Genomic DNA, 13,460 nt, shown 5'->3' on the forward strand with positions numbered 1-13,460 from the left:
TTCGCGTTGTGTTCCGCAAGCGGATGCGCCGGTCTGAGCCTAGCGCAACCGGATGAAGCGGCAGGGATCGCCCTTGCGGGCGGCCGGCGCGAAGACAGGGCGGATCGTCAGCGCCTGGGCCTGGGCGAGCAGACCGAGCATGGAGGAATCCTGCCGCTCGAACGGCGTCGCCTCCCAGCCGGCCTCGGTCAGGACGAGGCTGGAGCGCAGATAGTCCTCGCGCTCATCGTTCGCGGGCATGTCGCGCCCGAGCAGGCCGGGCTCGCTGCGGTCGCGCTCAGGCGAGGGCACCCCGAGCAGGGCCTCGATGACCGGGACGACGAAGAGATGGCCGCAGACGATCGAGGAGACGGGGTTACCCGGCAGGCCGATCGCGACCATCGGGCCGAGCCGGCCGGTCATCATCGGCTTGCCCGGCCGCATCGCGATCTTCCAGAAGCCGAGATCCATTCCGGCGCGCTTCAGCGCCTCCTGGACGAGGTCATGCGCGCCGACCGAGGCGCCGCCCAGCGTCACCAGCACATCGGCGCCGGCCTCCCGCGCCTGCCCGATCCGCGCGGCGAGGTCCGCATGGTCGTCGCGCGCGATGCCGAGGTCGAGCACGCTGCCGCCCGCCTGCTCGACCAGCGCGGCAAGCGCAAACGAGTTGGACGCAACGATCTGGTCCGGTCCGACCGGCTCGCCCGGCAGCACGAGTTCGTCGCCGGTGGCGAGGATCGCGACCAGCGGCTTGCGGCGCACCGGCAGGGCCGGGTGAGCGGCGGCGGCGGCGAGCCCGAGCGCGGCGCTGTCGAGGCGGGTTCCGGTGGCGAGCAGGCTGTCATTGAGGCTGAAGTCGAGCCCGGCCTTGCGGATGAACTTGCCCTTGGGCGCGCCCTCGCGGACGGTGATCGCGGCCGAGCCGACGCCGTCGGCGTTCTCCTGGATCAGGATGGTGTCGGCGCCCTCGGGGATCGGGGCGCCAGTGAAGATTCGGACCGCTTCGCCGGTAGATAATGTGCCGGCAAATGAACGCCCTGCGGCCGACTCGCCGATGACCCGCAATTCGGTGCCGGGCACGAGGTCATCCGCCCGCACCGCATAGCCGTCCATGGCCGAGTTGGCGAAGGGCGGCTGCGTCCGCAGCGCGGCAATGTCGGCTCCGAGCACGCGCCAGGCGCACCGCGCCAGCGGCAACGTCTCCACGGGCGTCGGACCCGGAACGCTGTCGAGCAGGGCGCGCAGCGCGACGGGGACCGGCGTCAGGGCCATCAGCCTTGTGCCCCAGGGGAGGCGTCGGCCTCGAACACGCCCGACTTGCCGCCGGATTTATGGGTCAGCCGGATGCCCTCGATCCGCATGCCCCGGTCGGCCGCCTTGACCATGTCGTAGACCGTCAGGCAGGCGACGCTGACGGCGGTGAGCGCCTCCATCTCGACGCCGGTCTGGCCCTTGACCTTGACCTCGGCGCGCACCCGGATGCCGGGCAGGGCCTCGTCAATCTCCAGATCGACCGCGATCTTGGTGATCAGCAGCGGGTGGCAGAGCGGGATCAGTTCGTGGCTGCGCTTGGCGGCCATGATGCCGGCAAGGCGCGCCGTCCCGAGCACGTCGCCCTTCTTGGCGTCGCCGGCGCGCACGATCGCCAGCGTCTGCGGCTGCATCACGACGCAGCCCTCGGCGATGGCCACGCGCGAGGTCTCGGCCTTGTCGCCGACATCGACCATATGCGCCTGGCCCCGGGCGTCGAGATGGCTGAGCGCGCTCACGCGGCGGTCTCCTGGGCGTGGCCCGTGAGGAGTTCGCGCGTCGCGGCCGTCACATCGGCCTGCCGCATCAGGCTCTCGCCGACGAGGAAGGTGCCAACTCCGGCGCGCTTCAGCCGGCCGATGTCGTCATGGCTGAAGATGCCGCTCTCGCTGATGACGATGCGGTCGGCCGGCACGCGCGGCGCCAGTCGTTCGGTCACCGCGAGATCGACTGTGAAATCGCGCAGGTCGCGGTTGTTGATGCCGAGCAGGCGGCTCTTCAGCGCCAGCGCCCGGTCGAGTTCGGCGTCGTCATGGACCTCGATCAGCACATCCATGCCGAGATCGAAGGCCGTAGTCTCCAACGCGCGGGCCGTGGCGTCGTCGACGCCGGCCATGATGATCAGGATGCAGTCCGCACCCCAGGCCCGCGCCTCGTAGACCTGATAAGGGTCGTAGAGGAAATCCTTGCGCAGCACGGGCAGGCCCGAGGCCGCGCGTGCCTGCAGCAGGAACTCCGGGCGGCCCTGGAAGGAGGGGCCATCGGTCAGGACGGAGAGGCAGGCCGCCCCGCCGGCGGCATAGGCGCGCGCCAACGCGGGCGGGTCGAAATCGGCGCGGATCAGCCCCTTGGAGGGCGAGGCCTTCTTGATCTCGGCGATCAGCGCCGGGCGCCCGGCGTCATGCTTACCGGCCAGCGCATCGGCGAATCCGCGCGTCGGCCCGGCGTCGCGCGCCAGCATTTCGATCCGGTCCTGCGGGATCGCCTGCTTGGCGGCCGCGATCTCCTGGCGCTTATAGGCCTCGATCTTCGCGAGAATGTCGCTCATCGCCGCCTCACGCGTTCGAACTGGCGACGAGGGCAGCGAGCGTCGCCTTCGCCTTGCCGCTGTCGAGCGCCGCATTCGCCTGCGCGAAGCCGTCGCGCAGATCGCCCGCGCGTCCGGCGACGAGCAGCCCCGCGGCGGCGTTGAAGGCGGCGATGTCGCGGAAGGCGGTCTTCTGCCCGTCGAGCACCGCACGCAGCGCCTCGGCGTTCTGCGCCGGCTCGCCACCGCGCAGATCCTCCGGCCTGGCGCGGGCCAGGCCGACATCCTCGGGCGAGATCTGGAAGCTCTCGATCGTGCCGTTGTTCAGCGAGACCACGCGCGTCGGGCCCGTCGTGGTGATCTCGTCGAGCCCGTCGGACCCATGGACCGCCCAGACCCGCGTCGAGCCGAGGCTCGCCAGCACCTTCACCATCGGCTCCAGCCAGGTTTCCGAGAAGGCGCCGATCAGCTGCTTCTTGACGCCGGCCGGGTTCGAGAGCGGGCCGAGCAGGTTGAAGATCGTGCGCGTGCCGAGTTCGACGCGCACCGGCGCGACATGGCGCATCGAGGCGTGATGCGTCGGCGCGAACATGAAGCCGACGCCGGCCTGTGCGATGCAGCGTGCCGTCGCCGCCGGGTCGAGGCCGACCTTGACGCCGAGCGCCATCAGCACGTCGGCCGTGCCGGTCTTGGAGGAGGCCGCGCGGTTGCCATGCTTGGCGACCGGCACGCCGCAGGCCGCCGTGATGATCGAGGCCAGCGTCGAGACATTGTAGGAGCCCGAGGAATCCCCGCCCGTGCCGACGATGTCGATGGCGTCGGCCGGCGCGTCGACCGTCAGCATCTTGCCGCGCATCGCGCCGACGGCGCCGGTGATCTCCTCGGTGGTCTCGCCTCGCACCCGCAGTGCCATCAGGAAGGCGGCCGCCTGCGCATTGGTGACGCCGCCGGAGAGGATGGTGTCGAAGGCATCGCGCGCCTCGTCCCGCGACAGCGAGGCGCCGGTCGCGACCTTGGCGATGAAGGGCTTGAAATCGTCCATGGCTACTCTGCGGAAAAACGGGCGATCGGGAAAGGCGGCTGGTGCGGGCCGGCGCTCAGTCGGCCTCGACCAGCGCGGCGGGGGCGTGCTCGCGCTGCCATCGCTCCGCGAGGTCGAGGAAATTGCGCAGGATCGTGGCGCCGTGCTCGGAGGCGATGCTTTCGGGGTGGAACTGCACGCCATGGACCGGCAGGCTGCGATGCGACAGCGCCATGACCAGCCCATCCTGCGTCTCCGCCTCGATCGTCAGATCGGCCGGGCAGGTCTCGCGGGCGACGACCAGCGAATGATAACGTGTCGCCTGCAGCGGGCCGTTGATGCCGCGGAACAGGCCCCGCGCCCGGTGCTGCACGGCCGAGATCTTGCCGTGCATCGGCAGAGGGGCCCTGACCACGTCGCCGCCGAAGACCTGCCCGATCGTCTGCAGCCCGAGGCAGACGCCGAAGATCGGCTTGCGCGCGGCGCCCTCGCGGACGAGATCGAGGCAGATGCCCGCCTCATTGGGCGTGCAGGGGCCGGGCGAGAGCACGATCGCGTCATGGTTGCCGGCGAGCGCCTCATCGACGGTGAGCGCATCGTTGCGGCGCACCTCGACCTCGGCTCCCAGCCCGCCGATCAGGTGGACCAGGTTCCAGGTGAAGCTGTCGTAATTGTCGATCAGCAGGATGCGCATCGGTTCGAGCCACGGATTTCGGGCTCCGGTCATGCACGCTCCGGGGCGGGCTGGTCAAGGTTGCGACCCTCAGACGCGCGCTCCTCGCGGCATTCCGGCGGTGCGGACCGAGCCCTGGCCGGGCGCCGTCTCGATGCCGAGCGTCGGCAGGGCGAGCGTCCGCTGCCCGCGGAAATCGACATGGCAGACGATGAGCCCGCGCTCCTCGATATAGGCGATCAGCCGGCGTGCGCGGCTCGGCGAATGCGTGCCGTAGACCTGCGCCAGCTCGGCGTCGCTGGGGCAGGGCGCGCCCTCCATCGCGGCGCGCGCGATGAACAGGAACAGCCCGTGCAGATCGTCCGGCAGGGAGAGGGACGCCTCCACCGCCGCCTGCCAGGCCGTCGAGCCGGTGATCTCCTCGCCGGCTCCCGCCTTGGCGACGGCGAGCCGCCTGCGGAACTCGTCGAGGCTGAGCTGGGTGCGGCCGAGGCGGCGCATCCGGCAGCGCACGGTGAAATCCTGGTAGAGGACGGCGACCTGGCGCGAGCGCGCCTCGGGATCGGCCATCAGCTCGCGCAGGATTTCGGCCATGATCGCCTCGCGCTCGGCCGGCTCGATCTCGACCTCAGGCTCCGGATCGGGGGCGGGCGTCGGGCGGTAGCTCTCGATCTGGCGCAGCGTGTCGTGGACGGCCGGGCGTGGGCGCGGGGTCGGACGCGGCAGGCGGCTCATTGGGGCGGGCTCGTCGGCGCCGGCGGTGAAGATCAGCTTGCCGGCCTCCTCGGGCGCCTGCTCGGGCAGCGGCATCAGCCCCGGCGCGCCGCCGCGGTCGACCGAGGTGACGGAGCCGATCCGCAGCGGCAGCGGCCGCTTCGACAAAGCAGGGCCGAGCGCGACGAACTGGCCGCGCTCAAGATCGCGGAACATCTCGGCCTGGCGGCGGTCCATGCCGAGCAGATCGGCGGCACGCGCCATGTCGATGTCGAGGAAGGTGCGCCCCATCAGGAAGTTCGACGCCTCCGCCGCGACGTTCTTGGCAAGCTTGGCGAGGCGCTGCGTCGCGATGACGCCGGCGAGCCCGCGCTTGCGGCCGCGGCACATCAGGTTGGTCATGGCGCCGAGCGAGAGCCGTCGCGCCTCGTCGGATGCCTCGCCCGCCATCACCGGGGCGAAGAGCTGGGCCTCGTCGACCACGATCAGCATCGGGAACCAGAGCGAGCGGTCGACGTCGAAGAGCCCGCCGAGGAAGGCGGCCGTGGCGCGCAGCTGCTCGTCGGCCTCCAGGTTCTCCAGATTGAGCACGACCGAGACGCGGTGCTGGCGCACCCGCAGCGCGACGCGCTGCAGCTCGGCCTCGCCACATTCGGCATCGACGACGACATGGCCGAACTGGTCGGCGAGCGAGACGAAGTCGCCCTCCGGGTCGATCACCGCCTGCTGCACCAAAGGCGCGCTCTGTTCGAGCAGGCGCCGCAGCAGATGCGATTTGCCCGAGCCGGAATTGCCCTGGACCAGAAGCCGCGTCGCCAGCAGCTCGGCAAGGTCCAGCAGGGCGGGTTGGCCGCCCTGTGCCAGCCCCATGTCGATAGCCGTCGTCATGCCGTGATTGCGCCGCTCCGGGAAATCGGGGCGTCTGTCTAGCACGCGCCGGGACGGGGTGCCGATCTTCCTTGACCCTTCCACAGCAACGTTCGCAGTCCCGGCAGGGTGCGGATGTGCGCTGCGGCGCGATCGCCGTCGGGTGAGGCTTGCAGTGCCGCTGCGCGCCAGTTACGGAACGGAAACACGCAGCAATCAATTGTTAACTTTGTCGACGCGTGTCGGGGGCGCATTATGGGTTCGAGTCTGAAGACGCTGCAGCGATTGATGAATCTGACCCGCGCGGGCAATCTGCCTCCCGGCGGCGCGATCTGCGACATCGGCGCGACCCAGTTGTTCGGTGGTGATCTGTCGTCGGACGGTGCGCGCGATTTCCTGACGTTCTACGCGTCGCTGACGCCGAAGGCCAAGAACCCGTCCGAGCTCGATGAGGGTTTCCTCGCGAAGATCGGGCATGGCGGATTTCTGGGCGATCTCCTGGGCGCGGCCGGGTTTGAATATACCGCGCTCGACATCTTTCACGCCCGCAACACGATCCTGTTCGATCTGAACGTCCATGCGCCGGGTCCGCGTCTTTATGGCAAGTTCGATCTCGTCATGAATCTGGGGACGACCGAGCATGTCTTCAGCCAGCTTCGCGCCTTCCAGAGCATCCACGAGCTGACCAAGCCCGGTGGCGTCGTCTACCACGACCTGCCGTTCGCCGGTTACTTCGACCATGCGCTGTTCCGCTATGACCCGCTGTTCTTCCGCGAGATCGTCAAGGCCAACAGCTACGAGATCCTTCTGCAGGAGATCACGAAAGGCGCCGAAAAGCCCGTCCCGGCCGATGTCCGGAGCATGGGCTACCCGGATGACACCGTGACCGACATCGGTATCGAGGCCATCCTGCGTCGCTCCAGCCCCGAGGTGTTCAAGGTGCCGATGGAGATCAGCACCTCGCTCTCGGTCGATCCGGGACTGAGCGACGTGCAGCAGGACGATGCCGTGAGGATGGCTCCGGGGTTTCTCGTCGCTTATGGCGCCGGTGCCGAGGGCCTGCCGTTTCGAGACCTGAGCGCGTTGTGGCTGCGGCGGGCCACGGCAGGCGTCAAGCGACGCATCGGGCTCTAGGTCCCGCCGGCGCGCATCAGCGCGGGCAGCGCCGCGCCCGTTCCTCGCGCTGGATGTCGGCGATGGTGCGGCGCTGCGCGGCCGAGAGCGGCACCTCGTCGGCATTGTCGTAGCGGCAGCCCGCATTGCCGAAAGCCTCGATGCCGCGGCGCGTGCGGAAGCAGTAGCCCTGCGCCTTGTAGATCTCGTTGCGCGCATACCAGAGGTCGTCGCAGCTCTCGGCCCGGGCGGGGAGCGGCATGGCCGTCATCACAAGCAGCGGCCCGAGCACCGCCAGTCCCATCGTCAGCGCGCGCATGCTCGATCCTCCCAGGCCCCAGCGACCCCGCTGGCAGTCTGGGCGAGGCGGCGGTGAGCGGCAAGCCGTCGGCCCGGTTCGCCCGACGCCCCGGCGCGTCGCGCGAGCGTCGTCGGAGGGCGATAGCCTGCTCCGGGAAGGACGAAGCCATGCGGGCCTATGGGTACTGCGAACGGATCGGCGGCCAGGTCTGGGACGAGCCCTGGAACGCCGTCACCAACGGGGCCTTCCTGCTCGCCGCCTTCGCGGCCTACCGCCTCTGGCGGCGGGCCGGCGGACACGACCGTCCGCTGCTCATGCTGATCCTGCTCGTCGGCGCGATCGGGATCGGCTCCTTCCTGTTCCACACCGCGCCGCAGCCCTGGACGCTGGCCGCCGACGTCGTGCCGATCCAGCTCTTCGCCTTCTCCTATTTCGCCCTGGCGCTGGTCCGCTTCGTCGGTCTCGGGCCGGCCGCGACCGCGCTCGGGACCGGGGCCTTCTTCGTTTTCGCACTGTCCCTGGGCTGGGGAGCGGCCTCATTCCTTCCGCCGGGGCTGTGGGGCTCCGCCGGCTACGCGGCCTTCCTGCTCGGGCTGGGCGGCATGGCCGGCGTCCTGTGGCGTCGCGACGGCAGCCGGGAGACGGCCCGGATCATCGCGCTCGCGGGTCTCGTCTTCGCCCTTTCCCTGACCTTCCGGACTCTCGACGGCCCGCTCTGCGACAACCTCCCGCTCGGAACGCACTGGCTCTGGCATCTGCTGAACGCGCTGGTGCTGTATGGGCTGCTCGTCGCGGCGATCCGGCATGGAGGGGGCGTCGGCGGCGCGGGTAGCCGGCGCGCGCCGACGGCGATACGGTGACCGCTGGCCGCCCGGCCGCAGACTCCCTCCCGGATCCAGCCCCATGACCCGCCGCGCCCGCATCCTCGTGATCAACCCCAACTCGAACGAGGCCGTGACGGAGGGGCTGCGCCAGGCGGTGCTGCCGCTGAGCTATGCCGAAGGCCCCGAAATCCTTTGCGAGACGCTGACGGAGGGCCCCTTCGGCGTCGAGACGCAGGAGCACGCCGAGAGCGTGACGATCCCGCTGCGCCGCAAGGTTGAGGCCGCAAACGACGTCGATGCCTTCGTCATCGCCTGCTATTCCGACCCCGGCCTGCATGTCGCCCGCGAGGGCACGACCAGCCCGGTCTTCGGCATCGCCGAGAGCGGCGTGCTGACCGCGCTCGCCCGGGCCGATCGCTTCGGCGTGATCGCGATCAAGTCGCGCTCGATCCCGCGCCATATCCGCTATCTCCGCCAGATGGGGCTGATGGACCGCCTCGCCGGCGAGCGCCCGCTGGAGATGTCGGTCGCCGAGACCGCCTCGGGCGACCGCACGCTGGAGCGCATGATCGCGATCGGCCGCGAGCTGAAGGAGATCGACGGCGCCGGCGCGATCGTCATGGGCTGCGCCGGCATGGCCCGCCACCGCCGCCCGCTCGAGGAGGAACTCGGCATCCCCGTGATCGACCCGACCCAGGCCGCCGTGACGATGGCGATCGGCGCGCTGGCGGTGAGGTGACCGCCGGGCTCCCGCCCGCGGCATGACCGCCTCGCGTCGGGCGACGGAGGCGCCCCGCGCCCGATCTGCTATGAGCGCGCCATGCTGAAGGAGTTCTTCGCCTATTACCGGCCGCACCGGGCGCTGTTCCTGGTCGATTTCGGCTGCGCCGTGCTGTCGGGCCTGCTGGAACTCGGCTTCCCCATGGCGGTGAAGGCCTTCGTCGACCTGCTGCTGCCACGCGGCGACTGGCCGCTGATCATGCTGGCCGGCGCTGCGCTGCTGGTGATCTACGCGGTCAACTCCGGCCTCATGGCGATCGTCACCTATTGGGGCCACAGGCTCGGCATCAACATCGAGACGGAGATGCGCCGGCGCGCCTTCGACCATCTCCAGAAGCTCTCCTTCCGCTTCTATGACGAGCAGAAGACCGGCCACCTCGTCGCGCGCGTCACCAAGGATCTCGAGGAGATCGGCGAGGTCGCCCATCACGGGCCGGAAGACCTCTTCATTGCGATCATGACCTTCATCGGCGCCTTCCTGCTGATGCTCTATGTGCATCCGCAGCTCGCGCTGATCACGGCGCTGATCGTCCCGCTCGCCGGCTTCGTCGTGGCGCGCTACGGCGCGCTGATGGCGCAGAACTGGCGCCGGCAATTCGGCCGCGTCGGCGCCTTCAATGCGCGGCTGGAGGAGAACATCGGCGGCATGCGCGTCGTCCAGGCCTTCGCCAACGAGGCCCATGAGCGCGCGCTCTTCGCCGGTGACAACCAGCGCTACCGCACCACCAAGCTCGAGGCCTACCGCATCATGGCCGCGAGCCAGGCGATCAATTATTTGGGCATGCGCCTGGTCCAGCTCGCGGTGATGCTGGCCGGCACCTATTACGTCGTGCAGGGCAGCCTCAGTGTCGGCGGCTTCGTCGGCTTCCTGCTGCTGGTGGGCGTGTTCTATCGCCCGCTCGACAAGATCGCCAACGTCATCGAGACATATCCCAAGGGCATCGCCGGTTTCCAGCGCTACCAGGAACTGCTCGCGACCGAGCCCGACATCGCCGATGCGCCCGACGCGATCGAGGCCCCGGCGCTGAGGGGCGACATCCGCTTCGAGGGCGTCGGCTTCGGCTATGCCAGCGAGCGCCCGGTCCTCTCGGGCATCGCGCTGTCGGTCGCGGCCGGCGAGACGGTCGCCTTCGTCGGCCCCTCCGGCGCCGGCAAGACCACGCTGCTCTCGCTGCTGCCGCGCTTCTACGAGGTCGATGCCGGTCGCATCACCGTCGACGGCCACGACATCCGCGCGCTGACGCTCGCCTCGCTGCGCCGCCAGATCGGCATCGTCCAGCAGGATGTCTTTCTCTTCGCCGGCACCATCCGCGAGAACATCGCCTATGGCCGCCTCGATGCGAGCGAGGAGGAGATTACAGAGGCTGCCCGCCGCGCGCGGCTCGAGACGATGATCGCGGACCTGCCGGCCGGGCTCGACACGGTGATCGGCGAGCGCGGCGTCAAGCTCTCCGGCGGCCAGAAGCAGCGCCTCGCCATCGCCCGCATCTTCCTGAAGAACCCGCCGATCCTGATCCTCGACGAGGCGACCTCGGCGCTCGATACCGAGACGGAAGCCGCGATCCAGCAATCCCTGACCGAACTCTCCGAGGGGCGCACCACGCTGGTCATCGCCCATCGCCTCGCCACGATCCGCCATGCCGACCGCATCGTCGTCGTGACGCAGGCCGGCATCGCCGAGCAGGGCCGCCATGACGAGCTGCTGCGGGCCGACGGTCCCTACCGGGCGCTGCACGAGGCGCAGGTCGCGCCGCTGCGGCAGGCGATGGGAACGGCGGCCGAGTAGGCAACGGCCATCGTCGCGATGGTCGTCATCGGCGCTGACGCACGGAACCTGTCTGGCAAGGTGGGGTTGAGCCAGGACGGAGCGGCCGAGATGGCCAGCCAGGCTCGGGAGACCATCGACATGCCGCGTGCCGGAACCGCCGCCCTGGCGCTGTTGACCCTGCTGTTCGGTCCGACCCTCGGTCTGGCGCAGGGCGTGGGTACGCCCGGCACCGGGCCGCTCGTGCCCGGCGGTCCGCGCCAGGGGCTGGGCCCACCCTCGCTGTCGGATTCGGTGCCGGATCTCCGCCTTCGATCGAGTGGCAGCGGAATCCCCGGCGCCGGCCCGCCGATCGATTATGGAAGGCCTCCATCCTCGGGCGCGAGCGGTTCCAGCCTCGGCGTTCGCACCCGGCTGCAGGCCGTCGGGCGGTTCTGCGAAACCCCGCGCACGACCTGCCGGCTCGGGCGCACGGCCCTGCTCGGCCAGCCCTGTTCCTGCCGCGGCCGGGGTCGGGGCGTGGTCGTCCGCTAGCCGAGCGCCGCCTCAGCCCGCGACGGCCCGCAACGCGGCGCGCGGCTGGCTCGGGGCGTGCAGCTGCGCCGCCGGCCGCGAAAAGCTCTGCCGCCCGTTCTTGAAGCCCATGATCGGCTCGGCCAGGCCCGCCAGCGCCTCGGCCTGCGTCGGCGCATCGAGCACGACGAGATCGGCCGGGTTGCCGATGGCGATGCCGTAATCCCTCAGGTTCATCAGCCGCGCCGGCAGCGCCGTCACGAGGTCGATGCAGGCATCGAAGCCCTCCGGGCCGACCTGCGCGACATTGGCATAGAAATTTGCCATTCGCAGCAGCGAGGCATCGCCGAAGGGCGTGAACGGGTTGAGGACATTGTTGGTCGCCACCGAGCAGGTGACCCCCTGCGCCAGCAGCCGGTGCGCCGGCGTCAGGCCGCGCGGCACGTCATGGGTCGCCTCCCGGCCGAGCAGATAGACGTCGGTCGCAGGCAGAACCGTCACCGCGACACCGGCCTGCGCCAGCCGCTCGGCGGCTCGCGCGAAGGCCTCAGGCGGCAGCGAGGACAGCTTCGTGACATGACCGATCGCGACGCGCCCGCCATAGCCATGGACCGTTGTCTGGCGGCAGACCTCGTCGAGATGCATCCAGCTCGCATCGAGATCGAAATCGAGATGGAAGTCGAGATCGACGTCGAAGCGTGTCGCTAGCGCAAACAGCCGGGCGATCTGCGCGTGCGGGTCAGTATCGGTATAGGGGCAGCCGCCGAGCGCATCCGCCCCGTCCTGCAGGGCCCGGACCAGCAGTTCCTCGGTGCCGGGATCGTTGGTCAGCCCCTCCTGCGGAAAGACGCACAGCGACAGGTCGATCGCCCAGGCAAAGTCGCGCTTCATCGCCTTCAGCGCCTCGAAGCTGCGCAGGCCCACGCGTGGATCGACCTCGACATGGCTGCGCATGCGCGTCGTGCCCTTGGCGATCGCCCGCTCCAGAACCTGCGCGCCGCGCTCATGGACATCCGCCACGGTGAAATCGCGCTTCATCGCTGAGACGGCAGCGATTGCCGCCTTCAGCCCGCCCTGCAGATGGCCGCAGCGCCCGAGCAGGCAGGCCTTGTCGAGATGGACATGGCTGTCGACGAAACCCGGCAGCACGGCGCGCCCGCCCAGCACCACCTCGGGGGCATCCGCCACGATGACCGGCGCGATGGCGGCGAAGCGCCCCCGCCGGACGCCGATATCGACGGGCCTCGTCCCGCCGGGAAGAGTCGCCTGCCGGAAGATGAGGTCGAAGGCGCTGTCGTCGGGCATCGGCACGGAGCTGTCGGGGCGGGGATTCAACGGAGGCTAAACTGTATGCACTTTACATGCCGGTTGCCGCCTGTGAAGGCGGCGATCGCGCGCAGGAGCCCGGGCGGGGAGGTCGTCAGCCGGCGGCTTTCGCGCGCGCCGCTCGCGGCGGCTCGGCATAGGGCGCCAGGATGTCCATGATATCGCGCCCGCGCGGCCGCGTCTGGGCGACCAGCGCACGGCTCGCCACCGAATCGAGATGGTGGTGCATCAGCGACATCACGGCGTCCGCATCGCCCTTGGCGAGCGCGTCGATCAGCAGACGGTGCTCGTTGATGGCGCATTCGGAGGAATGCGGGCGGCTGAACAGCGACAGCGTCAGGCAACAGCGATAGGCGATCTCGCTGACATAGCGGATCAGGATCGGGCTCTCCGTCATGCTGGCGAGCAGGATGTGGAACTCGGTCGCGAGCCGGATCGAGATCGCGTCGGGGCCGTTGCGCGCCTCGTCCTCGGCATCGACATGGGCATGGAGCTCGGCGATCTGCGTCTTGGTCAGTCGTCCCGCCAGTTGCCGCACGACCAGCCGCTCGAGCTCGATGCGGATGTCGAAGGCGTCCCGCGCCTCCTGCCAGCTCGGCGTTGCCACCACGGCGATGCGGTTGCGGCGCAGCTCGACCAGCCCCTCGGCGGCGAGCTGACCCAGCGCATGACGCGCGATCGTGCGGCTGACGCCGAAACGCTCGCCGAGCGCGTCCTCCGGCAGCTTGGCTCCGGGTTCCAGCGCCTGCTCGATGATGGCGCGGCGCAATGCGCGGCAGATCGTTCCGACCCGGTCCGTCGCAGGGCGGCTGCGGTTGTCCTCGCGCGTCATCACCGAAATCCGAATGCGTGAGCCTCCGTCTTAGCCCCGAGGCTGGGGTGGCCGCAATCCGCGGCTGCAATCGCCGGTTGGCGCCGCGCGAAAGGAGGCAAGGGATGGGCGGCGACGGTGAGATAGGCATGGCATCGCTATTGCATGCACTTTTCAGAAGACAGGCATGCAGTCGTAGGGGCGCTCCCTCGGCTG

The 13,460-nt window shown here is 69.9% G+C and carries 14 protein-coding genes; 5 read left to right on the forward strand and 9 right to left on the reverse strand.

The genetic code is table 11. The annotated features are described in order from the left end of the window. Nucleotides 1–39: 39 nt before the first annotated feature. The 6 genes from BSY19_RS16230 to BSY19_RS16255 are packed head-to-tail and all read right to left on the reverse strand — an operon-like array spanning nt 40 to nt 5,832. Complete coding sequence (locus tag BSY19_RS16230) at nt 40–1,251, reverse strand: molybdopterin molybdotransferase MoeA (protein WP_069055047.1); 1,212 nt, start codon at nt 1,249–1,251, stop codon at nt 40–42. Then, nucleotides 1,251–1,748, reverse strand: a complete 498-nt coding sequence (gene moaC / locus BSY19_RS16235; RefSeq protein WP_069055048.1) for a cyclic pyranopterin monophosphate synthase MoaC — start codon at nt 1,746–1,748, stop codon at nt 1,251–1,253. Before moaC ends, BSY19_RS16230 begins: the two co-directional genes overlap by 1 nt. Further along, nucleotides 1,745–2,557, reverse strand: coding sequence for an indole-3-glycerol phosphate synthase TrpC (gene trpC, locus BSY19_RS16240; RefSeq protein ID WP_069055049.1), 813 nt, complete (start codon nt 2,555–2,557; stop codon nt 1,745–1,747). The genes moaC and trpC overlap by 4 nt, the downstream gene beginning before the upstream one ends. A 7-nt stretch (nt 2,558–2,564) precedes the next feature. Beyond that, a complete protein-coding gene (trpD, locus tag BSY19_RS16245) occupies nt 2,565–3,578 on the reverse strand; it encodes an anthranilate phosphoribosyltransferase (RefSeq protein WP_069055050.1) in 1,014 nt (337 codons plus the stop codon). Between the two features lie 55 nt (nt 3,579–3,633). After that, nucleotides 3,634–4,284: an anthranilate synthase component II gene (locus BSY19_RS16250; protein ID WP_236840377.1), complete on the reverse strand. Its 651-nt coding sequence runs from the start codon at nt 4,282–4,284 to the stop codon at nt 3,634–3,636. A 36-nt stretch (nt 4,285–4,320) separates the two neighbouring features. Then, nucleotides 4,321–5,832 (reverse strand): helicase HerA domain-containing protein, encoded by a 1,512-nt coding sequence (locus BSY19_RS16255; RefSeq protein ID WP_069055052.1) that lies wholly within the window; start codon nt 5,830–5,832, stop codon nt 4,321–4,323. Nucleotides 5,833–5,946: 114 nt separating this feature from the next. On the opposite strand from BSY19_RS16255, the gene BSY19_RS16260 reads away from it, so the two are divergent. Continuing rightward, nucleotides 5,947–6,945: a class I SAM-dependent methyltransferase gene (locus BSY19_RS16260; protein WP_150129638.1), complete on the forward strand. Its 999-nt coding sequence runs from the start codon at nt 5,947–5,949 to the stop codon at nt 6,943–6,945. A gap of 16 nt (nt 6,946–6,961) precedes the next feature. On the opposite strand, the gene BSY19_RS16265 is transcribed toward BSY19_RS16260, so the two are convergent. After that, nucleotides 6,962–7,243 (reverse strand): YARHG domain-containing protein, encoded by a 282-nt coding sequence (locus tag BSY19_RS16265; RefSeq protein WP_069055054.1) that lies wholly within the window; start codon nt 7,241–7,243, stop codon nt 6,962–6,964. Between the two features lie 149 nt (nt 7,244–7,392). Here BSY19_RS16265 and BSY19_RS16270 point away from each other — a divergent pair, with 149 nt between their 5' ends. The 4 genes from BSY19_RS16270 to BSY19_RS16285 all read left to right on the forward strand — a co-directional run bounded on the left by BSY19_RS16270 (nt 7,393) and on the right by BSY19_RS16285 (nt 11,128). Continuing rightward, a complete protein-coding gene (locus BSY19_RS16270; RefSeq protein ID WP_069055055.1) occupies nt 7,393–8,085 on the forward strand; it encodes a ceramidase domain-containing protein in 693 nt (230 codons plus the stop codon). A 43-nt stretch (nt 8,086–8,128) separates the two neighbouring features. Beyond that, a complete protein-coding gene (locus BSY19_RS16275; protein WP_171905159.1) occupies nt 8,129–8,788 on the forward strand; it encodes an aspartate/glutamate racemase family protein in 660 nt (219 codons plus the stop codon). 81 nt (nt 8,789–8,869) lie between these two features. Then, nucleotides 8,870–10,615, forward strand: coding sequence for an ABC transporter ATP-binding protein (locus BSY19_RS16280; RefSeq protein ID WP_069055056.1), 1,746 nt, complete (start codon nt 8,870–8,872; stop codon nt 10,613–10,615). A gap of 90 nt (nt 10,616–10,705) precedes the next feature. After that, nucleotides 10,706–11,128 carry a hypothetical protein gene (locus tag BSY19_RS16285; RefSeq protein ID WP_150129639.1) on the forward strand — a complete coding sequence of 141 codons (423 nt, stop codon included), beginning with the start codon at nt 10,706–10,708 and terminating at the stop codon, nt 11,126–11,128. 12 nt (nt 11,129–11,140) lie between these two features. Here BSY19_RS16285 and BSY19_RS16290 read toward each other — a convergent pair whose 3' ends face one another. Further along, nucleotides 11,141–12,412, reverse strand: a complete 1,272-nt coding sequence (locus BSY19_RS16290) for an amidohydrolase family protein (RefSeq protein ID WP_069055058.1) — start codon at nt 12,410–12,412, stop codon at nt 11,141–11,143. 115 nt (nt 12,413–12,527) lie between these two features. Continuing rightward, nucleotides 12,528–13,265 (reverse strand): GntR family transcriptional regulator, encoded by a 738-nt coding sequence (locus BSY19_RS16295; RefSeq protein WP_069055059.1) that lies wholly within the window; start codon nt 13,263–13,265, stop codon nt 12,528–12,530. Between the last annotated feature and the right edge of the window lie 195 nt (nt 13,266–13,460).

The sequence above is a fragment of the Bosea sp. RAC05 genome (genome assembly GCF_001713455.1).
In the GTDB taxonomy this organism is placed as follows: Bacteria; Pseudomonadota; Alphaproteobacteria; order Rhizobiales; family Beijerinckiaceae; genus Allobosea.

What these genes read in the sequence shown, in the direction of transcription:
- BSY19_RS16230 (WP_069055047.1), bottom strand. Translation starts at nt 1,251, where the DNA reads ATGGCCCTGACGCCGGTCCCCGTCGCGCTGCGCGCCCTGCTCGACAGC.
- trpC (WP_069055049.1), bottom strand. Translation starts at nt 2,557, where the DNA reads ATGAGCGACATTCTCGCGAAGATCGAGGCCTATAAGCGCCAGGAGATC.
- trpD (WP_069055050.1), bottom strand. Translation starts at nt 3,578, where the DNA reads ATGGACGATTTCAAGCCCTTCATCGCCAAGGTCGCGACCGGCGCCTCG.
- BSY19_RS16250 (WP_236840377.1), bottom strand. Translation starts at nt 4,284, where the DNA reads ATGACCGGAGCCCGAAATCCGTGGCTCGAACCGATGCGCATCCTGCTG.
- BSY19_RS16255 (WP_069055052.1), bottom strand. Translation starts at nt 5,832, where the DNA reads ATGACGACGGCTATCGACATGGGGCTGGCACAGGGCGGCCAACCCGCC.
- BSY19_RS16260 (WP_150129638.1), top strand. Translation starts at nt 5,947, where the DNA reads ATGTGCGCTGCGGCGCGATCGCCGTCGGGTGAGGCTTGCAGTGCCGCT.
- BSY19_RS16265 (WP_069055054.1), bottom strand. Translation starts at nt 7,243, where the DNA reads ATGCGCGCGCTGACGATGGGACTGGCGGTGCTCGGGCCGCTGCTTGTG.
- BSY19_RS16270 (WP_069055055.1), top strand. Translation starts at nt 7,393, where the DNA reads ATGCGGGCCTATGGGTACTGCGAACGGATCGGCGGCCAGGTCTGGGAC.
- BSY19_RS16275 (WP_171905159.1), top strand. Translation starts at nt 8,129, where the DNA reads ATGACCCGCCGCGCCCGCATCCTCGTGATCAACCCCAACTCGAACGAG.
- BSY19_RS16280 (WP_069055056.1), top strand. Translation starts at nt 8,870, where the DNA reads ATGCTGAAGGAGTTCTTCGCCTATTACCGGCCGCACCGGGCGCTGTTC.
- BSY19_RS16285 (WP_150129639.1), top strand. Translation starts at nt 10,706, where the DNA reads ATGGCCAGCCAGGCTCGGGAGACCATCGACATGCCGCGTGCCGGAACC.
- BSY19_RS16290 (WP_069055058.1), bottom strand. Translation starts at nt 12,412, where the DNA reads ATGCCCGACGACAGCGCCTTCGACCTCATCTTCCGGCAGGCGACTCTT.
- BSY19_RS16295 (WP_069055059.1), bottom strand. Translation starts at nt 13,265, where the DNA reads ATGACGCGCGAGGACAACCGCAGCCGCCCTGCGACGGACCGGGTCGGA.